Source organism: Lysobacter sp. Hz25 (assembly GCF_046097045.1).
Classification (GTDB): Bacteria; Pseudomonadota; Gammaproteobacteria; order Xanthomonadales; family Xanthomonadaceae; genus Lysobacter; species Lysobacter antibioticus_B.
Genome location: NZ_CP175666.1, coordinates 4,588,192 through 4,608,122, shown reverse-complemented (window position 1 = coordinate 4,608,122; position 19,931 = coordinate 4,588,192). Strand labels below are relative to the sequence as shown.

At 66.5% G+C, this 19,931-nt stretch carries 18 protein-coding genes; 10 read left to right on the top strand and 8 right to left on the bottom strand.

The features are described from left to right. The first annotated feature begins 196 nt into the window (after window positions 1–196). The 3 genes from ACKN61_RS18965 (at window position 197) to ACKN61_RS18955 (ending at window position 2,236) form a co-directional block, all read left to right on the top strand. On the top strand, window positions 197–481 hold the full coding sequence (locus ACKN61_RS18965) for a DUF2007 domain-containing protein (protein ID WP_408950790.1): 285 nt from the start codon (window positions 197–199) through the stop codon (window positions 479–481). A 240-nt stretch (window positions 482–721) separates the two neighbouring features. Then, window positions 722–1,663: a DMT family transporter gene (locus ACKN61_RS18960; RefSeq protein WP_051885427.1), complete on the top strand. Its 942-nt coding sequence runs from the start codon at window positions 722–724 to the stop codon at window positions 1,661–1,663. Between the two features lie 42 nt (window positions 1,664–1,705). Then, window positions 1,706–2,236 (top strand): adenine phosphoribosyltransferase, encoded by a 531-nt coding sequence (locus tag ACKN61_RS18955; protein WP_408950789.1) that lies wholly within the window; start codon window positions 1,706–1,708, stop codon window positions 2,234–2,236. A 728-nt stretch (window positions 2,237–2,964) separates the two neighbouring features. On the opposite strand, the gene ACKN61_RS18950 is transcribed toward ACKN61_RS18955, so the two are convergent. Then, window positions 2,965–3,087: a hypothetical protein gene (locus tag ACKN61_RS18950; RefSeq protein WP_408950788.1), complete on the bottom strand. Its 123-nt coding sequence runs from the start codon at window positions 3,085–3,087 to the stop codon at window positions 2,965–2,967. 100 nt (window positions 3,088–3,187) lie between these two features. On the opposite strand from ACKN61_RS18950, the gene msrA reads away from it, so the two are divergent. Beyond that, complete coding sequence (gene msrA / locus ACKN61_RS18945; RefSeq protein WP_408953862.1) at window positions 3,188–3,835, top strand: peptide-methionine (S)-S-oxide reductase MsrA; 648 nt, start codon at window positions 3,188–3,190, stop codon at window positions 3,833–3,835. Between the two features lie 146 nt (window positions 3,836–3,981). On the opposite strand, the gene ACKN61_RS18940 is transcribed toward msrA, so the two are convergent. From ACKN61_RS18940 to ACKN61_RS18930, 3 genes are all read right to left on the bottom strand, one after another. Beyond that, window positions 3,982–4,554, bottom strand: a complete 573-nt coding sequence (locus ACKN61_RS18940; protein ID WP_408950787.1) for a DJ-1/PfpI family protein — start codon at window positions 4,552–4,554, stop codon at window positions 3,982–3,984. Between the two features lie 104 nt (window positions 4,555–4,658). Beyond that, window positions 4,659–5,303: a hypothetical protein gene (locus ACKN61_RS18935; RefSeq protein WP_408950786.1), complete on the bottom strand. Its 645-nt coding sequence runs from the start codon at window positions 5,301–5,303 to the stop codon at window positions 4,659–4,661. Then, window positions 5,300–6,250 carry a LysR substrate-binding domain-containing protein gene (locus ACKN61_RS18930; protein WP_051885437.1) on the bottom strand — a complete coding sequence of 317 codons (951 nt, stop codon included), beginning with the start codon at window positions 6,248–6,250 and terminating at the stop codon, window positions 5,300–5,302. The genes ACKN61_RS18935 and ACKN61_RS18930 overlap by 4 nt, the downstream gene beginning before the upstream one ends. Before the next feature lie 149 nt (window positions 6,251–6,399). Here ACKN61_RS18930 and ACKN61_RS18925 point away from each other — a divergent pair, with 149 nt between their 5' ends. Both ACKN61_RS18925 and ACKN61_RS18920 read left to right on the top strand, forming a co-directional pair. Beyond that, the gene (locus ACKN61_RS18925; protein WP_031374202.1) at window positions 6,400–6,939 is read left to right on the top strand and encodes a peroxiredoxin; all 540 of its coding nucleotides are present in this window, start codon (window positions 6,400–6,402) and stop codon (window positions 6,937–6,939) included. 345 nt (window positions 6,940–7,284) lie between these two features. Beyond that, on the top strand, window positions 7,285–7,812 hold the full coding sequence (locus tag ACKN61_RS18920) for a carboxymuconolactone decarboxylase family protein (protein WP_031374201.1): 528 nt from the start codon (window positions 7,285–7,287) through the stop codon (window positions 7,810–7,812). 880 nt (window positions 7,813–8,692) lie between these two features. On the opposite strand, the gene ACKN61_RS18915 is transcribed toward ACKN61_RS18920, so the two are convergent. Then, window positions 8,693–10,327 (bottom strand): PKD domain-containing protein, encoded by a 1,635-nt coding sequence (locus ACKN61_RS18915; RefSeq protein WP_408950785.1) that lies wholly within the window; start codon window positions 10,325–10,327, stop codon window positions 8,693–8,695. Between the two features lie 535 nt (window positions 10,328–10,862). Here ACKN61_RS18915 and prmC point away from each other — a divergent pair. Both prmC and pip read left to right on the top strand, forming a co-directional pair. After that, window positions 10,863–11,726, top strand: coding sequence for a peptide chain release factor N(5)-glutamine methyltransferase (prmC, locus tag ACKN61_RS18910; protein WP_408950784.1), 864 nt, complete (start codon window positions 10,863–10,865; stop codon window positions 11,724–11,726). Between the two features lie 85 nt (window positions 11,727–11,811). Continuing rightward, window positions 11,812–12,753: a prolyl aminopeptidase gene (gene pip / locus ACKN61_RS18905; protein ID WP_408950783.1), complete on the top strand. Its 942-nt coding sequence runs from the start codon at window positions 11,812–11,814 to the stop codon at window positions 12,751–12,753. A gap of 931 nt (window positions 12,754–13,684) precedes the next feature. Here pip and ACKN61_RS18900 read toward each other — a convergent pair. From ACKN61_RS18900 to ACKN61_RS18890, 3 genes are read right to left on the bottom strand one after another with little or no spacing between them, the layout of a single operon-like run. Continuing rightward, a complete protein-coding gene (locus tag ACKN61_RS18900) occupies window positions 13,685–14,272 on the bottom strand; it encodes an NUDIX hydrolase (protein ID WP_408950782.1) in 588 nt (195 codons plus the stop codon). 48 nt (window positions 14,273–14,320) lie between these two features. After that, on the bottom strand, window positions 14,321–15,250 hold the full coding sequence (locus ACKN61_RS18895) for a 5'-3' exonuclease H3TH domain-containing protein (protein WP_031374170.1): 930 nt from the start codon (window positions 15,248–15,250) through the stop codon (window positions 14,321–14,323). 24 nt (window positions 15,251–15,274) lie between these two features. Further along, window positions 15,275–15,859, bottom strand: a complete 585-nt coding sequence (locus ACKN61_RS18890; protein WP_408950781.1) for a nitroreductase — start codon at window positions 15,857–15,859, stop codon at window positions 15,275–15,277. 126 nt (window positions 15,860–15,985) lie between these two features. On the opposite strand from ACKN61_RS18890, the gene ACKN61_RS18885 reads away from it, so the two are divergent. Together ACKN61_RS18885 and ACKN61_RS18880 are read left to right on the top strand one after the other, a co-directional pair. Beyond that, complete coding sequence (locus ACKN61_RS18885) at window positions 15,986–18,301, top strand: DUF1631 family protein (protein WP_408950780.1); 2,316 nt, start codon at window positions 15,986–15,988, stop codon at window positions 18,299–18,301. Window positions 18,302–18,499: 198 nt separating this feature from the next. Then, window positions 18,500–19,618 (top strand): NAD(P) transhydrogenase subunit alpha, encoded by a 1,119-nt coding sequence (locus ACKN61_RS18880; RefSeq protein WP_408950779.1) that lies wholly within the window; start codon window positions 18,500–18,502, stop codon window positions 19,616–19,618. Window positions 19,619–19,931: the final 313 nt, after the last annotated feature.

Here is a 19,931-nt window from a genome sequence, read left to right as displayed (position 1 = left end):
TCCCTGCCTTGGCGGCGCTCGTCCGTCGCGCCGGAGCCGTGGTCCGGCGGCTTGCACGAGCCGGCGTCAGGGGCCGGCGGGCTTTGCCGGGCGTGCCTGGAACGCTGCGTCCGCGTGCCGTTCATGGGTCAAGCCGGCCACTCCGGCGTATGCTGGCCGCAGACCCGCGAGGCCGTTGCGCCGAAGGACAGCGACGATGAAAGTCGTCTATGAAGCCGCCCATCTGATCGATGCCCATCTGGTCCGGCATGCGCTGGAGGCGGCCGGCATTCCGGTGTTCATGAAGGGCGAGGCCTTGCTCGGCGGCCTCGGCGAGCTGCCGTTCGGTCCGGTCCAGGTCTGCGTGCCCGAGGCCGCCTGGCCGGAAGCGCGCGAGGTGGTCGATGCGCTCTCGCTGGGCGAACCGCCACCGCCCGCCGCCGACTCGGTCGAGTCCGACCCGATCGGGGCGATGCCGCCGCCAGGCTGGCTTCCGGCCTGAGCCCGGGGCGCGACGCCCGCACCGTCGCGAGGTCCGCGACCGCCCCGGCGGGACCGGGCCACGGCCGTCAGGCCCGCTGCCCGACGCCACTGACTTCCTCTCTCATCGAGCCCTGCGGCGCGTCCGGTCGAATGCCGGTCGCCGGCGCAGAGCCTCCGGATCGCTCCGACGGCGTTCCGGCTCTCATGGAGTTTCGATCGTGCATTCCGCTTCGTTCCTGCTTGTCTCGCGGGGGCGCTCATGAGCGCCTCGTCCTCCACCGCCACCCTGCGTACGCCCCTGGTCGAGATGCTGATCGGCGCTTCGGTCATCAGCAGTTCGGCGGTGTTCGTGCGTTGGGTCGAGATCGGCCCGGCCGCATCCGCTTTCTGGCGCATGGCCCTGGCCGGGGTGATCCTGTTGATGCTGCTCGGCCAGCCGTGGCGACGCGATCGTATGCGCCATTGGCGCCCCGACGGACGCACGCTGGGGCTGGTGATGTTCGGCGCGGCCTTCCTGGCGCTGGACCTGTGGCTCTGGCATCGCAGCATTCTCTATGTGGGTGTCGGCCTGTCGACCTTGCTCGCCAACTTCCAGGTGTTCGTGCTCGCCGGCGTCGGCGCGCTGGTGTTCGGCGAACGTGCCGGCTGGCGCCTGTGGGTGGGGCTGTTGATGGGCCTGGTCGGCCTGGCGCTGTTGCTCGCGCCGGGGTGGGAGCACGTCGACGAGCGTTTCCGTCTCGGCGTGTTCTACGGCCTCGGCACCGCGCTGGCCTATGGCGTGTTCCTGCTGGCCTTTCGTGCCGCACAGGCGCGCCGCCAGCAGACGCCGAACGAAGCCCTGCAGTGGTGGCTGTGCCTCGGCAGCGCGGCGATGCTCGGCGTGTCGGTGCCGTTCGGCGGCGAAAACCTGATCCCCACCAGCGCCCACGACTGGCTGATCCTGTTCGCCTATGCCGCGATCGCGCAGGTGTTGGGCTGGCTGGTGATCGGCCGCGCCATGCCGCAGCTGCCCGCGGGCATCGTCGGCCTGTGCCTGTTGTTGCAGCCGCTGCTGGCTTACGTCTGGGACGTGCTGCTGTTCCACAAACATTTGGGCGGCATGGAACTGCTCGGCATCGGCCTGTCCCTGGCGGGTATCTTCCTGGGCCTGCTGCGGGGCGACCAGCCGCTGTTTACGGTGCGCCGCGGCGATGCCGCCTGAGCCGCGCTTCCGCCCTTCCATTGTCTGCTGCAAGGTAAGCGCATGAACGAATCCCAGAACACCCTCGGCGCCCTGATCCGCGCGGTCGCCGATTTCCCCAAGCCGGGCGTGACCTTCCGCGACATCACCCCGCTGCTGGCCGATGCCGGCGGTTTCGCGCGCTGCATCGATGCCCTGGCCGAGCCCTGGCAGGGCAGCGGCGTGCAAGCCGTGTGCGGCATCGAATCGCGCGGTTTCATCTTCGGCGCCGCCCTGGCGCAGAAGCTGCACGCCGGCTTCGTGCCCGTGCGCAAGCCGGGCAAACTGCCGCCGCCGCTGATCGCGGTCGAATACGAACTCGAATACGGCCGCGACCAGTTGCAGGTGCGCAGCGACGCCCTGAAACCCGGCGAACGCACCCTGCTGGTCGACGACGTCCTGGCGACCGGCGGCACTCTGGCGGCTGCACGCGAGCTGGTCGAACGCCTGGGCGCGGTGTTGGTAGGGGCGAGCGTGCTGATCGAGCTGGATGCCTTGCGCGGTCGCGAGCGTTGGCGGGGCGATACGCCGGTGCATGCCTTGTTGCATTACTGAGGGACGGCGGCTGCGCCGCATGTCGCAGCGGTTAATGGCTTAGGCGAATGACGAGGCAATCGGGAACCCGCGCGGTCGCGGCTTGCGCCGCTCCTACCCAAGAGCAGCGATGATCGCGGTTGTGAGGATTCTGCTGTTGTTGTTGCCGTTGCCGTTGCCTTTGCTGTGCGCAGCTTCGCACTTGCGAAGGCAATAGAAGACCCGGAGGGCGGCCCGCATGGATGCGGGCCGTTTTTCATCGGGACAGGGATGTCCCGTATGAAAAAGCCCTGCGTCGGCATCGCTCGTGCGGGCTTGTGATTCAAAGAAAAGCATTTTTCTTTGGTTACTTTCTTTTGTTGCTTTAGACAAAAGAAAGTTACCCGCCGCTTTAGTGGCGGAAGCTTTTATCGTTTGGTCTTGCTTCCATTAAAGCCACAGGCAAGTGCGAAGTACCCCTGTAGGAGCGACGTAAGTTGCGACCACGCTCTGCCGGCCTCCGGCACAACCCTTCAAGAAAGAGCAGAGCTTCCGTCCGCTACGCGGTCGGGTTACTTTCTTTTGCTAAGCCCAAAAGAAATGTAACCAAAGAAAAGGGCTCTCCTTGCAAGGGCACAGGCCACGAGTGCGATGCCCGCGCCGGGATTTTCCGATAAGACGTCCCTGTCTTATCGGAAAACGCCGCACGTCCTGTGCGGCGCCCTCCGGGTCTCCACTTGACCGGCACAGCGGCACAGCGGCAAAGCAGATCAAAATCTCGGCAACGGCAACGGCAACGGCAACGGCAACGGCAACGGCAACGGCAACGGCAGGGGCAGGGGCAGGGGCTTGGCCAGAGCCAAGGCCTTCGGGTCCAGGGGCCACCGATTCACGCCCAGCCACCCGCGCGCTTGAATCCTGCCCACCGTGCCGCATCTCATCGACAGGGCGTCCTTCGACGCAAACGGAGACAAGACGATGGCCGGTTCCTCCATTCCTGGCGTGGGCGCGTTCAAACAGCGCATGCCGCAACGTGAAGATGCGTTGCCCGGGCGCGCTGCGCCGTTGCCGCTGGACAATGTCCATCATGTCCTGGGGCGGCCGTTGCGCGACGATTTCGAAGGGCTGGCGCGGGTCCAGTTCGGGATGGGTTGCTTCTGGGGCGCCGAACGCAAGTTCTGGTCGCTGCCGGGGGTGTTCACGACCGCGGTCGGGTACTCGGGCGGTTACACCCCGAATCCGAGCTATCGCGAGGTCTGCAGCGGGCAGACCGGGCACACCGAGGCGGTGTTGGTGGTGTACGACCCCAAGCTGATCGGATTCGAGGATCTGCTCAAGGTGTTCTGGGAGAGCCACGACCCGACCCAGGGCATGCGCCAGGGCAACGACGAGGGCACTCAGTACCGCTCGGCCTTGTACTGCGAGACCGAAAGCCAGTACCAGGCTGCATTGGCCAGCCGCGATGCCTTCCAGGCGAAGTTGCGCGAAGCCGGGTTCGGCGATATCACTACCGAGATCGTGCAGCCGGCGCCGACCTTCTATTACGCCGAGAACGAGCACCAGCAGTATCTGTCGAAGAACCCGATGGGCTATTGCGGTCTCGGCGGCACCGGGGTGAGTTGCCCGATCGGCGTGGTCTGAGCAGACCAATCCGACCGACCCGAAGAACGGCGCACATCGGTGCGCCGTTTTTCGTTGATCCGTTCGTGCCTGGCCGGCAACGCGAGCGCCGTGGTTATACGATCATCCGCAACGGCGACGTTGGGCGTTCGAGCTGCGTACCGGCCTCAAGCGAACTCGCGCGCGAACATGGCGCGGTATTGGCGGATGGCATCTTCCTGTTCCGGCACCAGGATCCGCAGGCAGGCCTGCGCGAAGGAGATCGGCGCCGAACCCGATGCGCTGACGACCAGGCCGTCGCTGATGCAGCTGCCGTCGCGGTACGACGCCTTGCCGCCGTATCCCGGCACATCGTCGAGATAGCCCGGCTCGTTGCTGGTGTGCGCGCGATCGTCGAGCAGTCCGGCCTGCGCCAACGCGCGGGTTGCGCCGCAGATGCCGGCGACCGGCCGGCCGGCGGCGACGCGGGCCTTGATCGCGGCCAGGATCGGCGCGGGCGCGGGCGCCTGTTCCCACAGCGGACTGCCCGGCAACACCCACAGGTCGGCGGCGAGCGGATCCAGCTCGGACAAACGGTGGTGCGGTTGCAGGGTCACTCCACCCATCGAGGTCAGCGGGGTGCCTTCGATGGCGGCGATGGCGGTTTGCAGGCCGAAGAAGGCTCGCGCCGCGGCGAGGATGGGGCCGTACTCCCAGTCCGCGGGTTGGTCGATCATCATCGCCACGATGGTCTTGCTCATGTCGCGCTCCTGCTGCGGTGGGAGGAGCATCATGGCGCAGTCGTCGCTTGTGGGGTCGACGATGTCCGCCTGCGTTCTCGCGACTGTGACCGCCGTTACTGCGATCAGTACGCCTGGATCGAACAAGCGTAGATCAGTTCGCAGGCGCCCTTGCCGCTGTCGGTGCGGCTCATCGAGCTGTCCCAGCGCATGCCTTCGTCGGTCTCGACCCGTACCAGCCAGCCATCGACGCGCACGCGCTGGTCCTTGCGCACGCGCTTGAGCGCGCGGGCGACTTCGGCGTTGGCCGGAATGATGTGCAGATTGCCGACCGAACGTTGCATCTCGTCGACCGGAATCGGCGGCTTACCGAAGTAGCGATAGGTCAGGAACCGTACTTCCTGGGTGATGTCGAGTTGCGACAGGACCGTGTCCTCGCGCATGCGGCCCCAGCCGATGGCCAGGTCGGTCGGCGAGAACTCGGCCTCGCGTCCCATACGGTAGTCGCGCCGCGACAGCACCCGACCGTCGATGCTGAAGCCGGCCAGCGGCGTCACTGCGCCCGGTTCGAGCTGGAACGGCCGCAGCGTGGCCGGCACCGCGGTCTGCAATGGTTCGGCGCCGTCGACCACGCGCGGCGGCATCGGGCAATCGACGCTCGCGCCGTTGGTGGGCTCGGGGAAGTGCAGGGGACGCGGCGACACCGGCGAGTACCACCAGCCGATCGCGCTCAGGATCAGGCAACACACGACCCAGGCGCGTGGGCTCATCGTGCTTCCCGGGTCGGCTTGCGCGCGCCGTGGCCGTTACCGCGCGGCGGCTGCAACAGCGAGGCCGGCAACTTGCGCAGTTCCTCGGCCAGTTGCATCAGGAAATCCGACATCGCCGAGCTGCGGCGCCAGAGCATGCCGATCTGCCGGTGCGGCGGGTCGCCGCTGAAACGCAGCAGATGGATGTCGGGCGACTGCGGCACCGGCGGCTGCACTGCGAGCATCGGCAACAAGGTGATGCCGACCCCGGCGGCGACCATCTGCCGCAGGGTCTCCAGGCTGGTGGCGCGGAAGCCGTCGCGCTCGTCGGCGCCGGACAGGCGGCAGACGTCGAGCGCCTGGTCGCGCAGGCAGTGGCCTTCTTCGAGCAGCAGCAGGTGCTGATCGTCGAGGTCGTGCAATTCGAGCGTGTCGCGCCCGGCCATCGGATGCTGCTGCGGCACCGCCAGCAGGAAGGGTTCGTCGAACAGGGGTTCGACATGCAGTTGGTCGTCGTGGATCGGCAGCGCCAACAGGCCGGCGTCGAGGCGGCCGTCGCGCAGGCGGGCGAGGATCTGGTCGGTCTTCTCTTCGACCAACAGCAATTCAAGGCGCGGGAAGCGCTTGCGCAGCCCCGGTACGACGTGCGGCAGCAGGTAGGGGCCGAGGGTCGGGAACAGCCCCAGGCGCACCGTGCCGGCTTCCGGGTCCTGGCTGCGGCGGGCGATCTCGCTCATCTGCTCGACGTCGGCGATGACCTTGCGCGCGCGTTCGGCGATGTCGCGCCCGACCGGGGTCAGCATGACTCGGCGCGGCGCGCGTTCGACCAGCGACACCCCCAGTTCTTCCTCGAGCTTCTTGATCTGCGTCGAAAGCGTGGGTTGGCTCACGAAGCTCGCGGCGGCGGCCCGGCCAAAATGCTTGTGATCGGCCAAGGCGACCAGATATTTGAGATCACGCAGGTTCATCGATGGTCGCCAATTGATATAGACTATCGCCATAATAGGAACAATTCATTTCAGTAATCAATTGCTGGGGTGCAACATACGACCCCTAAGTTGTTCCTTCGGCAACAACCCCCTCTTTACCCCTCCCATCCCTTCAAGGAGTCATCCGCATGCTTTCGATCGGCGAGAAGTTCCCGAAATTCAAGGTCAAGGCCACCGTCGGTATCGAGAACCTCGATAGCGCGTTCGCCGACATCGACAACGACACCTACAAGGGCAAGTGGCTGCTGGTGTTCTTCTACCCGAAGGACTTCACCTTCGTCTGCCCGACCGAGATCAAGGGCTTCGGCGACCTGAACCAGCAGTTCCTCGACCGCGATTGCCAGGTTCTGGCCGCCTCGACCGACAGCGAGTTCGTGCACCTGGCATGGCGCAAGGACCACAAGGACCTGCGCGACCTGCCGTTCCCCATGCTGGCCGACATCAAGAAGGACCTGACCTCGGCGCTCGGCATCCTGTCCGAAGACGGCGTCGCTCAGCGCGCCACCTTCCTGGTCGATCCGGACGGCATCATCCGTTTCGTCTACGTCACCGACGGTTCGGTCGGCCGCAACCCGCAGGAAGTCCTGCGCGTGCTGGACGCCCTGCAGACCGACGAGCTGTGCCCGTGCAACTGGAACCAGGGCGAGAGCACCCTCAAGGTCGCCTGATCCGTTCGGATCGCACGACCCGGGAGTGATTCCCCGCGGAGCCGGATTCCGTGACCCGGCTCCCCTCTGGTTCTGCCTGCGCTGTCGGCCCGTCGCCAGCGCAGTTTTCAAAGTAGTCCCGCATGCGGGCCGGCCTCGCCGGTCCTCCCTCCCTCCCGTGCGGGATGCCCACAGTCGGGGTTCGCCCCGACTGTTCCTATCCGCTTCGTCCCGTTCGTGTCGTTTCCCAGCCAGCCGTGCGCGATGCGCATGCCCGCCAGGCGATAGCGCGTGCCCGGTCCTCGCGATCGGTGCACCTGCGCCGTCGCGACGCGACGATCCCCCGCCGATTCCAGGAGTATTCCGATGAGCCTTTCCGATCTTCGCAACTCGCTTCCCGATTACGCCAAGGACCTCAAGCTCAACCTCGACAGCGTGCTCAGCGACGCCGGTTCGCCGGGCCTGGACGGCAAGCAGATCCGCGCCATCGCCCTGGCCTCGGCGATCGCCTCGCGCCACAAGCCGCTGGCCGCCGCAATCGAAGCCTTCGCCGCCGAGAAGCTGTCGCCGGAAGAAATCAACGGTGCCAAGGCCGCCGCGGCGGTGATGGCGATGAACAACATCTACTATCGCGCCACCCACCTGATCCAGAACGAAGAATACGGCCAGCTGCGCGCCGGCCTGCGCATGAACGTCATGGCCAGCCCGGGCATCGACAAGATGACCTTCGAACTGGCGTCGCTGGCGGTGTCGGCGATCAACGGTTGCGGCGCCTGCATGGATTCGCACGAGAAGGTGGTGCGCAAGCACGAGGTCAGCGCGCAGGGCGTGCAGAGTTCGCTGAAGATCGGTGCGGTGGTGCATGCGGTGGCGGTGACGTTGGAGCAGATGTGATCGGTTGATCTGCTCTGGCAGCTAGAGTTCCTACGAAATCGCCGGCGAAAGCCGGCGATTTTTGTTTTTGAGATGGAGCGAGGAAGCGCTCGATCGGCTCTGTATTTCTTCGCCTTCGCCGTTGCCTTTGCCTTTGCTTGGCGCGGCATGTGGCTTGCGAGACCGATGGAGACCCGGAGGGCGCCGCACAGGACGTGCGGCGTTTTCCGATAAGACAGGGACGTCTTATCGGAAAATCCCGGCGCGGGCATCGCACTCGTGGCCTGTGCCCTTGCAAGGAGAGCCCTTTTCTTTGGTTACATTTCTTTTGGGCTTAGCAAAAGAAAGTAACCCGACCGCGTAGCGGACGGAAGCTCTGCTCTTTCTTGAAGGGTTGTGCCGGAGGCCGGCAGAGCGTGGTCGCAACTTACGTCGCTCCTACAGGGGTACTTCGCACTTGCCTGTGGCTTTAATGGAAGCAAGACCAAACGATAAAAGCTTCCGCCACTAAAGCGGCGGGTAACTTTCTTTTGTCTAAAGCAACAAAAGAAAGTAACCAAAGAAAAATGCTTTTGTTTTGAATCACAGGCCCGCACGTTCGATGCCAACGCAGGGATTTTTCATACGGGACATCCCTGTCCCGATGAAAAACGGCGCGCATCCCTGCGCGCCGCCCTCCGGGTCTTCGATTGCCTTCGCTAGTGCGCGGCGACGCACGGCAACAGCAATAGCAACAGCAATAGCAACAGCAACAGCAACGGTGACACGGCTCTTGGGTAGGAGCGGCGCAAGCCGCGACCGCGCCGCTTGCGGCTACGCCGTACTACCGTTTGCCCGGCAAACTACCGTGCCACCGTAGCTGCCCGCCATGCCGGCCGCTTGCCGGCGCTAATGCCCAGCCTCAGCGCACCTCGAACTCATAGATCCGCGTCGCCGGATCGCCGTTCTGGGTCGGGGTGCCGATGTTGAGCTTGATGTATCGGGCCAAGGTCGCGCTGATCGAATGGGTCGAGGTGCTGGCGGTGTTGGCGGTCACCGTGACCGGGGTGCTCCACGAGGTGGCGTTGGTCGAGGTCTGGATGGTGAAGGCCTTGGTGTTCCAGGAGGTGGATTCGCCACCGGCGCCGGCGTGCTTGACCACGAAACTGCTGACCGTCTGCGCCGAGCCCAGGTCGACCTGCAGCCACGAGGAGGACGCCAGCGAACAGAACTTGTCGGTGTTGCCGCCGGACACGCTGCCGTTGACGGCCTTGGCCGGGCCTTCGTTGCTGTTGCACGCGCTCGAACCGGTTGCGGGTTTGTTGAGGGCAAGGTTGACGTTGCCGCTGCCGACCGAGACGGTCTGGGTTTTGGTGTGGGTCGCGCCGCCGTTGTCGGTCACGGTCAGGCTGACGGTGTAATTGCCGGCGCTGGCGTAGGTGCGACTCGGATTGGTCGCGGTCGAGGTGCCGCCGTCGCCGAAGTTCCAGCTGCGCGAGGCGATCGTGCCGTCGGCATCGCTGGAGGAATCGCTGAAGTTCGCGGTCAGGCCGCTGACGCTGACGCCGAAGTTCGCCACCGGAGCGGTATTGCCGCTGACGGCGTTGTTGATCGCGGCGGCGTACTGCGCGGTCGTGCCCTGCGCCCAGCACTTCTGGATGTCGTCGTACAGCCACAGGAAGCCGCCGCTGATGCCGGCGCTGGTCTTCCAGCCGGCCATGCGGGTCTGCACCTGCGCGGGGCTGTCGCCGGCGGTGCAGCCGGTACCGTGCTTGGTCCACAGGCCGGGCATGACGGTCATGCCCATCGCGGTGTTCCAGCTCGCCGGGTCGTTGCCGGCGCCGCCGTCGTAGACCTGCAGGTAGATGCGGTCGACCGCGCTGCCGAGATTGTCCTTGACGCCTCGCCAGAAGCTCGTGTTGGTGTAGGGCGCGAAGGTGATCTTGTAGCCCAGCCCGACCAGCATCTGGCCGAACTTGGTGGTGTCGGCGACGTTGTAGTGGCTTTCGTCGTCGAAGTTGACCGCGTCGGCGCCGGTGGCGGTCTTCAGCGCCTGGAAGTTGCGGTAAAGGATGCTGTTGCTGCCGGTGCCGCAGACGATGGTGGTGCCGCAGCCCGCGGCGGTGCCATTGGCCAGGTTGGCCATGCGCTCGAAGTCGGGCACGCCCCAGGCGCCGATCGAGACTTCCACCCGCTTGACCGAGGTCGGCGCGGTCTTCAGCGAGACCAGTCGTGCCGGCCAGTCGGCGTCGGCGCCCATATACGCGCCGTTCTTGACGATCGGGATGTCGTTGTAGACCAGGTCGCCGTTCGCTTCGATATGGACGCTCCACAGGAACACCGTGGTGAAGCCGGAATTGCGCAGGTCGTTGATGACGGTCTGGCCGCCGGAATAGAACGGGCCGCCGCCGAAGATCGCCGACTCGGCGGCGGCCGCGGTCGGCGCAATGGCGGCCAGCGCCAGCGCGATGAAGGCCGGCAGCGCACGCGAGACCGTTCGGGCCGTGGCGCCGATGGAGTGGAGGCGGGGCGGTAGGTGCTGGTTCGACTTCGGCATGGAACGTTCCCCTGCAATGAGCGTCACGGCGTGACGCGATGGCGTCGATGCGCGTGGTTTGCGATGGCGAGCGATTGCGCTCCTATCGCCACGACGCGCTCCCTGTCGCCGATGGCGGCGACGCGGCCACATTGGGAGGGCCAAAATCGGCGTGTCAATATTTGGATCGATTTAAATAAGGGTAAAAACGTTTAAATGCGGCGCCTTTGGGGTTTTTTCCCTTTCAATCAAGGCACTGCGCACGCCGTTTGCGGATCATGAAACCGGGATGCATCGCGCGTTGCCTCGCACGGGCGCGCTGCGTCGCAACAGGCTTTCGCGCGGAGACGCTGCGATCGAGCCGCGGTTCCGGCGCAGATAACCGGTTTGATCAGTCGGTGTGATCGACCGGCATGAATAAAGTGTGCTTCCAACGTACGGCGCGTGATCGAGGCATCGCCAAGGAGGGCGATTCGGTCGTTGCGAGCTGCCCGGTGTGACCGGCTTGGCGAATCCGAATGCGCGCATCCGCAATCGCCTCGCGTACGATGCCGCGATGAATTCCCCCAGCGACCCCCATCACGACCCCGGCGCCGAACGTATCGACGCTGCGCTGTGTTCGGCACGGGCGCTGATCGGCCGCGGCGAAGCCGAGCTGCTGCTCGCACATGCGCTGGAGCGGCCGCGCAGTTGGCTGTTCGCCCACGACGACCACGTGATGGACGCGGAGGTTGCCCAACGTTACCGCCGCCTGGTCGAGCGTCGCGTCGCCGGCGAACCGGTGGCTTATCTGCTCGGGCAGCGGGGCTTCTGGCGTTTCGACCTGGCGGTGACGCCGGCGACGCTGATCCCGCGTCCGGAGACCGAACGCCTGGTCGAACTGGCCCTGGGCCTGTTTGCCGAAGACCGCGACCTGACGATCGCCGACCTCGGCACCGGCAGCGGCGCGATCGCTCTGGCCCTGGCGTTCGAGCGGCCGCGCGCACGGGTGATCGCGGTCGATTTCAGCGCCGACGCGCTCGAGGTCGCGCGGGCCAACGCGGCCTCGCTGCAACTGGGCAATGTCGAGTTCCGCCACGGCGACTGGTTCGCGCCATTGGCCGGCGAACGTTTCGACTTGATCGCGAGCAACCCACCGTACATCGAGGACGACGACGTCCACCTGCAGCAGGGCGACTTGCGTCACGAACCGCGCAGCGCGCTGGCTTCCGGCGCCGACGGGCTGGATGCGATCCGCGTCATCGCCCGCGATGCGCCGGCGCATCTGCAGCCGGGCGGCTGGCTGTTGATCGAACATGGCTGGGAGCAGGGCGCGGCGGTGCGCGCCTTGTTGACCCAGGCCGGCCTGGTCGATGCCGTCACCGAACGCGACCTCGAAGACCGCGACCGCGTCAGCCTGGCGCGCAAACCCGGAGCCTGAGAGCCGCCTCGCCGACGCCCGATCCGGTCACGCCATCGCGGCCGGGTGCCGTTAGACTTCCCGCATCCCGAATGCGAGGCCTGCGATGCGCACGCTCTATCCCGAGATCGAACCCTTCGACACCGGCACGATCCAGGTCGACGACCGCCACACCCTGTATTACGAACAGTGCGGCAACCCCGACGGCAAGCCGGTGGTGCTGCTGCATGGCGGCCCCGGCGCCGGTTGCAGCCCGAAGATGCGGCGTTTCCACGACCCGGCCAAGTACCGCATCGTCCTGTTCGACCAGCGCGGCAGCGGCCGCTCGACCCCGCATGCCGATCTGGTCGATAACGGCACCTGGGAACTCGTGGCCGATATCGAAAAGCTGCGCGCCAAGCTCGGCATCGACCGTTGGCAGGTGTTCGGCGGTTCCTGGGGGTCGACTCTGGCGCTGGCCTATGCCGAAACCCATCCGCAGCGCGTCACCGAGCTGGTCTTGCGCGGCATCTTCATGCTGCGCCGTTGGGAACTGGAATGGTTCTACCAGGAAGGCGCCTCGCGTCTGTTCCCGGATGCATGGGAGCACTACGTCAACGCGATCCCGCCGGTCGAACGCCACGACCTGATCAGCGCGTTCCATCGCCGCTTGACCAGCGAGGACGAGAAGACCCGCCTCGACGCCGCACGCGCCTGGAGCGTGTGGGAAGGCGCGACCAGCTTCCTGCATGTCGACGACGATTTCGTCAGCGGCCACGAGGACGCGAAGTTCGCGCTCGCCTTCGCTCGCATCGAGAACCACTACTTCGTCAACGGCGGCTTCTTCGAAGTCGAAGACCAGTTGCTGCGCGACGCGCACAAGATCGTCGACATCCCGGGCGTGATCGTGCACGGCCGTTACGACGTGGTCTGCCCGGTGCAGAACGCCTGGGAGCTGAAGAAGGCCTGGCCGAAGGCCGAGCTGACGATCACGCCGGCGTCGGGGCATTCGGCTTTCGAGGACGAGAACGTCGATGCGCTGGTGCAGGCGACGGATCGGTTTGCCTGATCGGTTTCGCCAGCGCGGCGATCCGTTTGCCCGGTTCCTGTAGGAGCGGCGTGAGCCGCGACCGCTCCGCTTGAGTTTCGCGCCGTCGCCAGTTGGAGTTTCGCCGCTGCTGTGCGTCGCTTCGCGCTCGCGAAGGCAATCGAAGACCCGAAGGGCGGCCTGCATGGATGCAGGCCGTTTTTCATCGGGACAGGGATGTCCCGTATGAAAAATCCCCGCGGATGCTCCGCTCGTGCGGGCCTGTGATTCAAAGAAAAAGCATTTTTCTTTGGTGACTTTCTTTTGTTGCTTTGGACAAAAGAAAGTTACCCGCCGCTTTAGTGGCGGAAGCTTTTATCGTTTGATCTAGATCTAGATCTTGCTTTAACGATGCGCCGCGAGGCTGTCAGCACGCGGTCGCGGCTCGCGCCGCTCCTACCCTGGGCTCTAGCCGGCAGCGGTGCGAGATTGAGGCGTCGCGGTCGCGACTTACGTCGCTCCTACAGGGTTGGAATCGCTGTACTACGTTGCTTAGGCACGGGCGGGGATCCCTCCACTGTAGGAGCGACGTGAGTCGCGACCACATCCGGCCGGCTGCCGGCGCACCCTTCAAGCAAGAGCAGAGCTTCCGTCCGCTGACGCGGCCGGGTTACTTTCTTTTGCTGGCCCAAAAGAAAGCTAACCAAAGAAAAGGCCTTCCTTGACGAAGCTCCCCTGCGAGCACACAGCCCGCGCCGGGATTTTCCGATAAGACGTCCCTGTCTTATCGGAAAACGCCGCACGTCCTGTGCGGCGCCCTCCGGGTCTCCAGATGTTCTCGCGAGCTCGGTACTGCGCCAAGCTCATCCGGCAGAGGCAGAGGCAGAGGCAGAGGCAGAGGCAGAGGCAACGGCAACGGCCATGCGGCCGTCGTCGCTACAACGTCGAGGTCTCTATCAGGCGAGCCCGCGGTTCAGGCGGCGCTGCCATCCGGGTTGCGGTCGATCATCCACAAGCCCGCCCAAAGCTTCAGGTCGAGCTCGAAGCCTTCGGCCTGTTTGCGCATCAGCCAGGCCGGCGCGTCGGCGCGCGGGACTTCGTGAACGAGGATGTCTTCGCCGTCGACGCCGCCGCCGTCGCCCACTTTGCGCAAGCCGGTGGCGCGGACGAAGGCGATGCGTTCGCTGCTCATGCCGGCCGAGGTCGGGCCGGTCAGCAGCACTTCGACACGGGCCGGTTCCCAGCCGGTTTCTTCGACCAGCTCACGGCTCGCGGCCGATTCGAGGGTGTCGTGGGCGTGGTCGTCGCCGACCAGGCCGGCCGGCATCTCGATGGTGCGCGCGGCTAACGGCACGCGGTACTGCTCGACGAACAGGATCCGGTCCTCCGGCGTCACCGCGACGATGATCACCGCCATGCCCTTGCCGTGGGTGCGTTCGGCGTACTCCCAGTGGCCGCGGCGCATCATGCGCAGCCATTGGCCGTCGTACAGGGTCTCGACGCGTTCGGCGTCGTGCCCGGGGGAGTGGCGGTCGGAGTGTCCGTGGTCGGCTGGCGTCATTGCGTTCCTCGCGTCATCGCATCGCAGTCTTGTTGCAAGAGAAGGATGCTACGACGGAACCTGTGACGTCGCGAAGTCGAGTCCGACCGCTTCGTGCAGGCGGCGGCGGGTCATCGGCCCGAAACGCAGGCGATCGCACAGTTCCAGCAGGCCGGCGGCGTCGGCCTGGCCGCGCACGAAGTGGCCGCTGCTGTCGCCGAGCGGGGCGTCGACCGCGATCGTGGTCAGTTGCCGGCACAGCAGGGCCTGGGCGCGGTGCTCGCGCAGGCGTGCGGCCGCGCTGGCGGCGCCGCGCACGCGCAGGAACGGCACTTCCTCGACGCGTGCCAGCAAGGCATCGAGGGTGTCGAAGTGGCCGAGCAGGGCGGCGGCGGTCTTGGCGCCGATGCCGGGCACACCGGGGATGTTGTCGACCGCATCGCCGGTCAGGGCCAGATAGTCGGCGATCTGGCGCGCGAGCACGCCGTGCCGCGCCGGCACGCCCTCGGCGGTCCAGCGCTGGCCGCGGGCGAAGTCCCACTGCTCGTCGTGGCCGTCGAGCAACTGCGACAGGTCCTTGTCGGCCGAGACGATCACGCCGCGGTAGCCGTGCGCGCGCATCGTCGCAAGCGCACTGCCGATCAGGTCGTCGGCTTCGTATTCGACGTGGGCCAGCACCGGCAGGCCGAGCGCGCTGCACAAGGCTTTGCAGTGGCCGAACTGGCGCCGCAGCGCTTCCGGCGCCGGATCGCGGTTGGCCTTGTAGGCCGGGTACAGCGCATTGCGGAAGCACGAGTCCAGGGCTTCGTCGAAGGCGATGGCGATGTGGCGCGGCCGCTCGCGTTCGATCAGCTCGAGCAGGAAGCGGGCGAAGCCGTGGACGGCGTTGGTCGGCCAGCCCTCGGCGTCCTGGAACTCGTCCGGGATCGAATGCCAGGCGCGAAAGACGTAGAGGCTGGCATCGACCAGATAAAGCGGTGTGCGCGGTGCGGTAGTCATGGCGTCATTCAAACACGCGGCCGCTCAGGCCGGCGACCAGATCTGGGTCAGGTCGGCCGGGTCCGGGCGGTCGCGCTCCGGCGCTTCGAGCTTGGGCGTGCCGATATGGATGAAACCGGTGATGCGTTCCTCGGCAGCCAGGCCCAGCCAGTGCTTGACCTGCTCGTCGTAGGCCGGCCAGCCGGTCAGCCAGACCGCGCCGAAGCCGAAGGCCTGCGCCGCCTGCAGCAGGGCGAAGCAGACGCAGCCGGCGGTGAGGGTGCGCTCGAACTCGGGGATTTTTTCGTCCGGGCCCAGCTTGGCGATCACCGCGACGATTATCGGCGCGTGAGAAAAGCGTGTGCGATCTTTCTCTACGGCGCTGGGGCCGGCCTCGGGAAACAGTTCGATGCCGCGGGCGGCGACGCGTTCGCCGAGCACGTGGCGGTCGTTGCCGCGCAGGACCAGGAAGCGGAAGGGCACGCGCTTGCCGTGGTCGGGCACGCGCACGGCCGACTGCAACATACGCTGCAGCGTCGATTCGTCCGGTCCCGGGGCGGAAAGTTGCTTCGCCGGCACCGAACGTCGGTTATCTAGCGCGCGCAGCAAGTCGAGATCATTGGGTTGCATGGAAGACAAATTGACTCCTGTCACAAAAATGAACGGCGAAGCATTAATGGACGCATCTTGGCACTATCCTGCGGAGGCAGTCGGAAACCGACGCGCTTGCGTCAAGCATCCAGGGGAACTTCGTTAGTGTCCGGTCATTTGCACGGCGTCGCTCAGACCACGCGCACCGACCCGTCGCGCGTGCTCGAAGAAATCAAACGACAGACGCTCGAGCAACTCGGGGGGCTGCCGGGCACCCTGTACGCGCCGATCGAAGAAGCCCTGAAGGCCGAGTCGCTGAAGGGCGACGGCCGCAACCACCAATACGAAGACCAAGCCGCATTGTGGGTCCTGCGCCAGCAGCAGGCCAGTCATGTCATGGCGTTTCGGCAGCAGGTCGGGCTCGGTTTCGAGGCTTTCCGCGCGCCGGCCTCGGCGGTCGGCGGGCTCGGCGGTTCGCCGCTGCAACTGGTCGGCGAGCAACAACTGGCTTTCGACCTCGACGGCGAGCGCTTGACCGAGTCGCTGGAGCAGCGCTATCTGCGCCCGTTGGAGATGCTGCAGGGGCGGCTCAAGATGCTGTCGGCCTCGATCGGCTCGCCGACCGGCATCAATCCTTTCGGCCCGTACCGGCTGGTCAAGGCCTTCATCTCGGTCTACGCCGAAACCCAGGTCACCGAGAGCCTGCGGCTCCGCCTGTTCCGCGAGTACGAGCACGAACTCGCGCGGCTGCTCGGCGACCTCTACGGCCGCATCAATAACTTGTTGGCGACCGCGGGTTACGGCGTCGGTCTGGGCGCGCCCGGCGCGCCGGTACGCGCGGCCGAAGAACGGCGCGAGCGCAACACGCTCGACGACGTATTCGACACCGTGCCTCATCGCGAGTCTTCGACGCCTATGCACGATTACAACGCCGCGATGGGCGGCTATGGCGGCGAAAGCCATGCCGCTCACGGCCAGCCGGGCGGAGCGCGCGCGCCGAACTACGGCAGCCACGATCCGTCGCAGCCGGTCTCGCAGGCCGACGTCGCGGCGATGGCGAACGAACTGGCCGAACTGCGTTCGCAGCTGCACGCCTGGCGCGAAGGCCTGGTCAAGGCCGGCGGGCTGCCGCCCGCGCACATGCCGCAGCGCTCGATGGCGCCGCGGCGCGAGTTGCGCGTCGACGAAGTCGTCGGCATGGCCTCGCTGTTGCAACCCGAGCCGCCGGACGCATACGCCCGTGCACTCGCGGTGTCCGGACGCCTGGGCGAGACCATCCGCGATCAGCTCTACGACGGCGCGCGCCGGCTCGGCTTCAATCCCGACCAGACCTGCTTCAGCGCCGAGGAAGACGACGCGATCGACCTGGTCGCGCTGTTGTTCGATTCGCTGTTCCGCAACCACGCCCTGCAGGACCGCGCGCGCCGCGTCTATGCGCGCCTGGTCATGCCTTATGTGAAGGTGGCGCTGACCGACAACGAAGTGTTCGTCAAACGCGAACACCCGGCGCGGCGTCTGCTCGATGCGATTACCGAGGCCTGCGAAGGCAACGACGGCGAGACGCCGCAGGACCGCGACCTGCTCGAACGCGCCTCGTCGATTTCGCAGCGCATCGTCTCCGACTACAACGAAGACCTCGCGGTGTTCGAGTTGGCCCACGCCGAACTCGACGCCTTGCTGGCCCAGCACCGGCGCCGCATCGAATTGCAGGAACAGCGCGCGGCCAAGGCCACTTACGGGCGCGAGCGCCTCGGTGCGGCGCGCGGCCAGGCCGATGCGGCGGTGCGCGAGCGCATCGGCGAAGCGCGCCTGACCCAGGCGGTCGCCGATTTCCTCGCCACACCCTGGCGCCATCACATGGTCCAGGTGCTGTTGCGCGAGAACGAAGACCCCAAGCGCCGCGCGCAGGCGCTGGCGCTCGGCGATGCCCTGGTGATGGCCGACCGCCTCGCCGCCGAGAACCGCGGCCGCGAACTGGCCGACCAGTTGCTCGCGCTGCAGCCGATCATCGTGCAGTGCCTGGCGAGTTCCGGCCTCGACGACAGCGCCGCTCAGCACGGCATGGCCGGCCTGGTGCGGGCCCTGGTCACGCCGGACATCGAACGCGCCGAGCACCCCTTGCCGAGTTCGGCCGAGGTCGAGGAAGACGTCGCCGAGGAACGCCGGCTCTATCTCGCCGCCGGCACCACCTCGGCCAATCACGACCCGCTGCTGGCCGAGCGCATGCGCCAGCTCGAACCCGGCGACTGGCTGCGGTTGACCAATACCCAGGGCGAGACCATCGCGGTCAAGGTCGCCTGGAGCAGCCCGCTGACCTCGCGTTTCCTGCTGGTCAACCGCCGCGGCGTACGCGCGCTGGTCGCCTCGGCGGAGGAACTGGCGACGCTGGCCTCCGCCGGCCGTCTCGTGGTCGGCGCCGAGCGCACCGCGTTCGACGAGGCCATGCGCCAGGTGCGCCGGCATCTGGACCGGGTGATCTGAACCCGGCCGCGGCGCCAGTCAGTCGCCGCATCGTCTCGACCCCGACCCGCCGCAAGGCGGGTTTCGCATTCCTGGCTCGCCGAGCACATTCGATCCGGGCGTTCGATCCGGGCATTGGGTCCGGTTGCGGGGGCCATCGAGATCGCACGGCCGCCGGTCATTCCGCTACGATGCGGCGAACGGGGCACGGAGCGAAGCATGTCGGGCATTACGATTGGCGTTGCGAGCGAGACGGCGGTTGGCGAGAAGCGCGTGGCGCTGACGCCGGAAACCTGCAAGAAACTGGTCGCCCGAGGTGCGCGCGTGCGCATCGAGCGCGGCGCCGGACGTGCCGCCAGCTTCACCGACGAGGCCTATGTCCAGGCCGGTGCGGAACTGGCCGACGATGCCGCCGCGGCGCTGGGCCACGCCGATGTGGTGCTGTGCGTGCAGTCGCCCGATCCGGCCCGCTTGAGCGCCTTGCGCGAAGGCGCGGCCCTGGTCGGCTTGCTGGCGCCGCAGGCCGACGCCGCCCGCGGCGAGGCGATCGTCGCCCACCGCCTGCAGGCCTTTCCGCTCGAACGCCTGCCGCGCACCACGCGCGCGCAGGCCATGGACGTGCTGAGCTCGCAGGCCGGCATGGCCGGCTACAAGGCGGTGTTGATCGCCGGCCAACTGGCGCCGCGCTTCTTCCCCATGTTGACCACCGCAGCCGGCACGATCCGGCCCTCGAAGGTGTTGATCGTCGGCGCCGGCGTCGCTGGATTGCAGGCGATCGCCACGGCCAAGCGCCTCGGCGCCCAGGTCGAAGGCTTCGACGTGCGCCCGGAAACGCGCGAGCAGATCGAATCGCTGGGCGGCAAGTTCCTCGACCTCGGCGTCAGCGCCGCGGGCGAGGGCGGTTATGCGCGCCAGCTCACCGACGAGGAGCGCGCCGAACAGCAGCGCCGCCTCGGCGAGCATCTCAAGAACATCGACGTGATCGTCTGCACCGCCGCGGTGCCCGGGCGCCCGGCGCCGAAGATCGTGACCGCTACGATGATCGCCGGCATGAAGCCGGGCAGCGTGCTGGTCGACCTGGCCGCCGAAACCGGCGGCAACTGCGAACTGACGCGGCCGGGCGAAACCATCGACGTCAACGGCGTCACCATCGCCGGCCCCTTGAACCTCGCCAGCAGCGGCGCGGTGCATGCCAGCGAGATGTACGCGCGCAACGTATTCAATTTCGTCAGCCTGTTCGTCAACGACGGTGCGGTGACCTACGACTGGAACGACGAATTGTTGGCGAAGACCGTATGGCCGGAGCGTCCGGCGGCTGCGGCGACCGCGGCGGCCTAGAGCCGCCGCCGGTCCGAACCCGCGGGTCTGCGTAGGAACGTCGCGAATCCATCCCCTGTAGGAGCGGCGTGAGCCGCGACTGCGGGACGCGCAGCGGTTGCATCGCTGTGGTCATCCGTCGAAGCCGCGTGCTTTCGCGAAGGGTAGGAGCGACGCAAGTCGCGACCGCGCCGTGTCGGCCTCGCGGCGTATCGCCAACGCAGGATTAAGATCAAACGCCAAAAGCTTCCGCCACTAAAGCGGCGGGTTACTTTCTTTTGTCATAAGCAACAAAAGAAAGGTAACCAAAGAAAAATGCTTTTCTTTGAATCAC

Coding starts and splice junctions, on each gene's coding strand:
- ACKN61_RS18960 (WP_051885427.1), top strand. CDS start 722: ATGAGCGCCTCGTCCTCCACCGCCACCCTGCGTACGCCCCTGGTCGAG.
- ACKN61_RS18920 (WP_031374201.1), top strand. CDS start 7,285: ATGAGCCTTTCCGATCTTCGCAACTCGCTTCCCGATTACGCCAAGGAC.
- ACKN61_RS18925 (WP_031374202.1), top strand. CDS start 6,400: ATGCTTTCGATCGGCGAGAAGTTCCCGAAATTCAAGGTCAAGGCCACC.
- ACKN61_RS18965 (WP_408950790.1), top strand. CDS start 197: ATGAAAGTCGTCTATGAAGCCGCCCATCTGATCGATGCCCATCTGGTC.
- ACKN61_RS18895 (WP_031374170.1), bottom strand. CDS start 15,250: ATGACTACCGCACCGCGCACACCGCTTTATCTGGTCGATGCCAGCCTC.
- ACKN61_RS18900 (WP_408950782.1), bottom strand. CDS start 14,272: ATGACGCCAGCCGACCACGGACACTCCGACCGCCACTCCCCCGGGCAC.
- ACKN61_RS18915 (WP_408950785.1), bottom strand. CDS start 10,327: ATGCCGAAGTCGAACCAGCACCTACCGCCCCGCCTCCACTCCATCGGC.
- ACKN61_RS18880 (WP_408950779.1), top strand. CDS start 18,500: ATGTCGGGCATTACGATTGGCGTTGCGAGCGAGACGGCGGTTGGCGAG.
- ACKN61_RS18935 (WP_408950786.1), bottom strand. CDS start 5,303: ATGAGCCCACGCGCCTGGGTCGTGTGTTGCCTGATCCTGAGCGCGATC.
- prmC (WP_408950784.1), top strand. CDS start 10,863: ATGAATTCCCCCAGCGACCCCCATCACGACCCCGGCGCCGAACGTATC.
- ACKN61_RS18890 (WP_408950781.1), bottom strand. CDS start 15,859: ATGCAACCCAATGATCTCGACTTGCTGCGCGCGCTAGATAACCGACGT.
- pip (WP_408950783.1), top strand. CDS start 11,812: ATGCGCACGCTCTATCCCGAGATCGAACCCTTCGACACCGGCACGATC.
- ACKN61_RS18940 (WP_408950787.1), bottom strand. CDS start 4,554: ATGAGCAAGACCATCGTGGCGATGATGATCGACCAACCCGCGGACTGG.
- ACKN61_RS18955 (WP_408950789.1), top strand. CDS start 1,706: ATGAACGAATCCCAGAACACCCTCGGCGCCCTGATCCGCGCGGTCGCC.
- ACKN61_RS18930 (WP_051885437.1), bottom strand. CDS start 6,250: ATGAACCTGCGTGATCTCAAATATCTGGTCGCCTTGGCCGATCACAAG.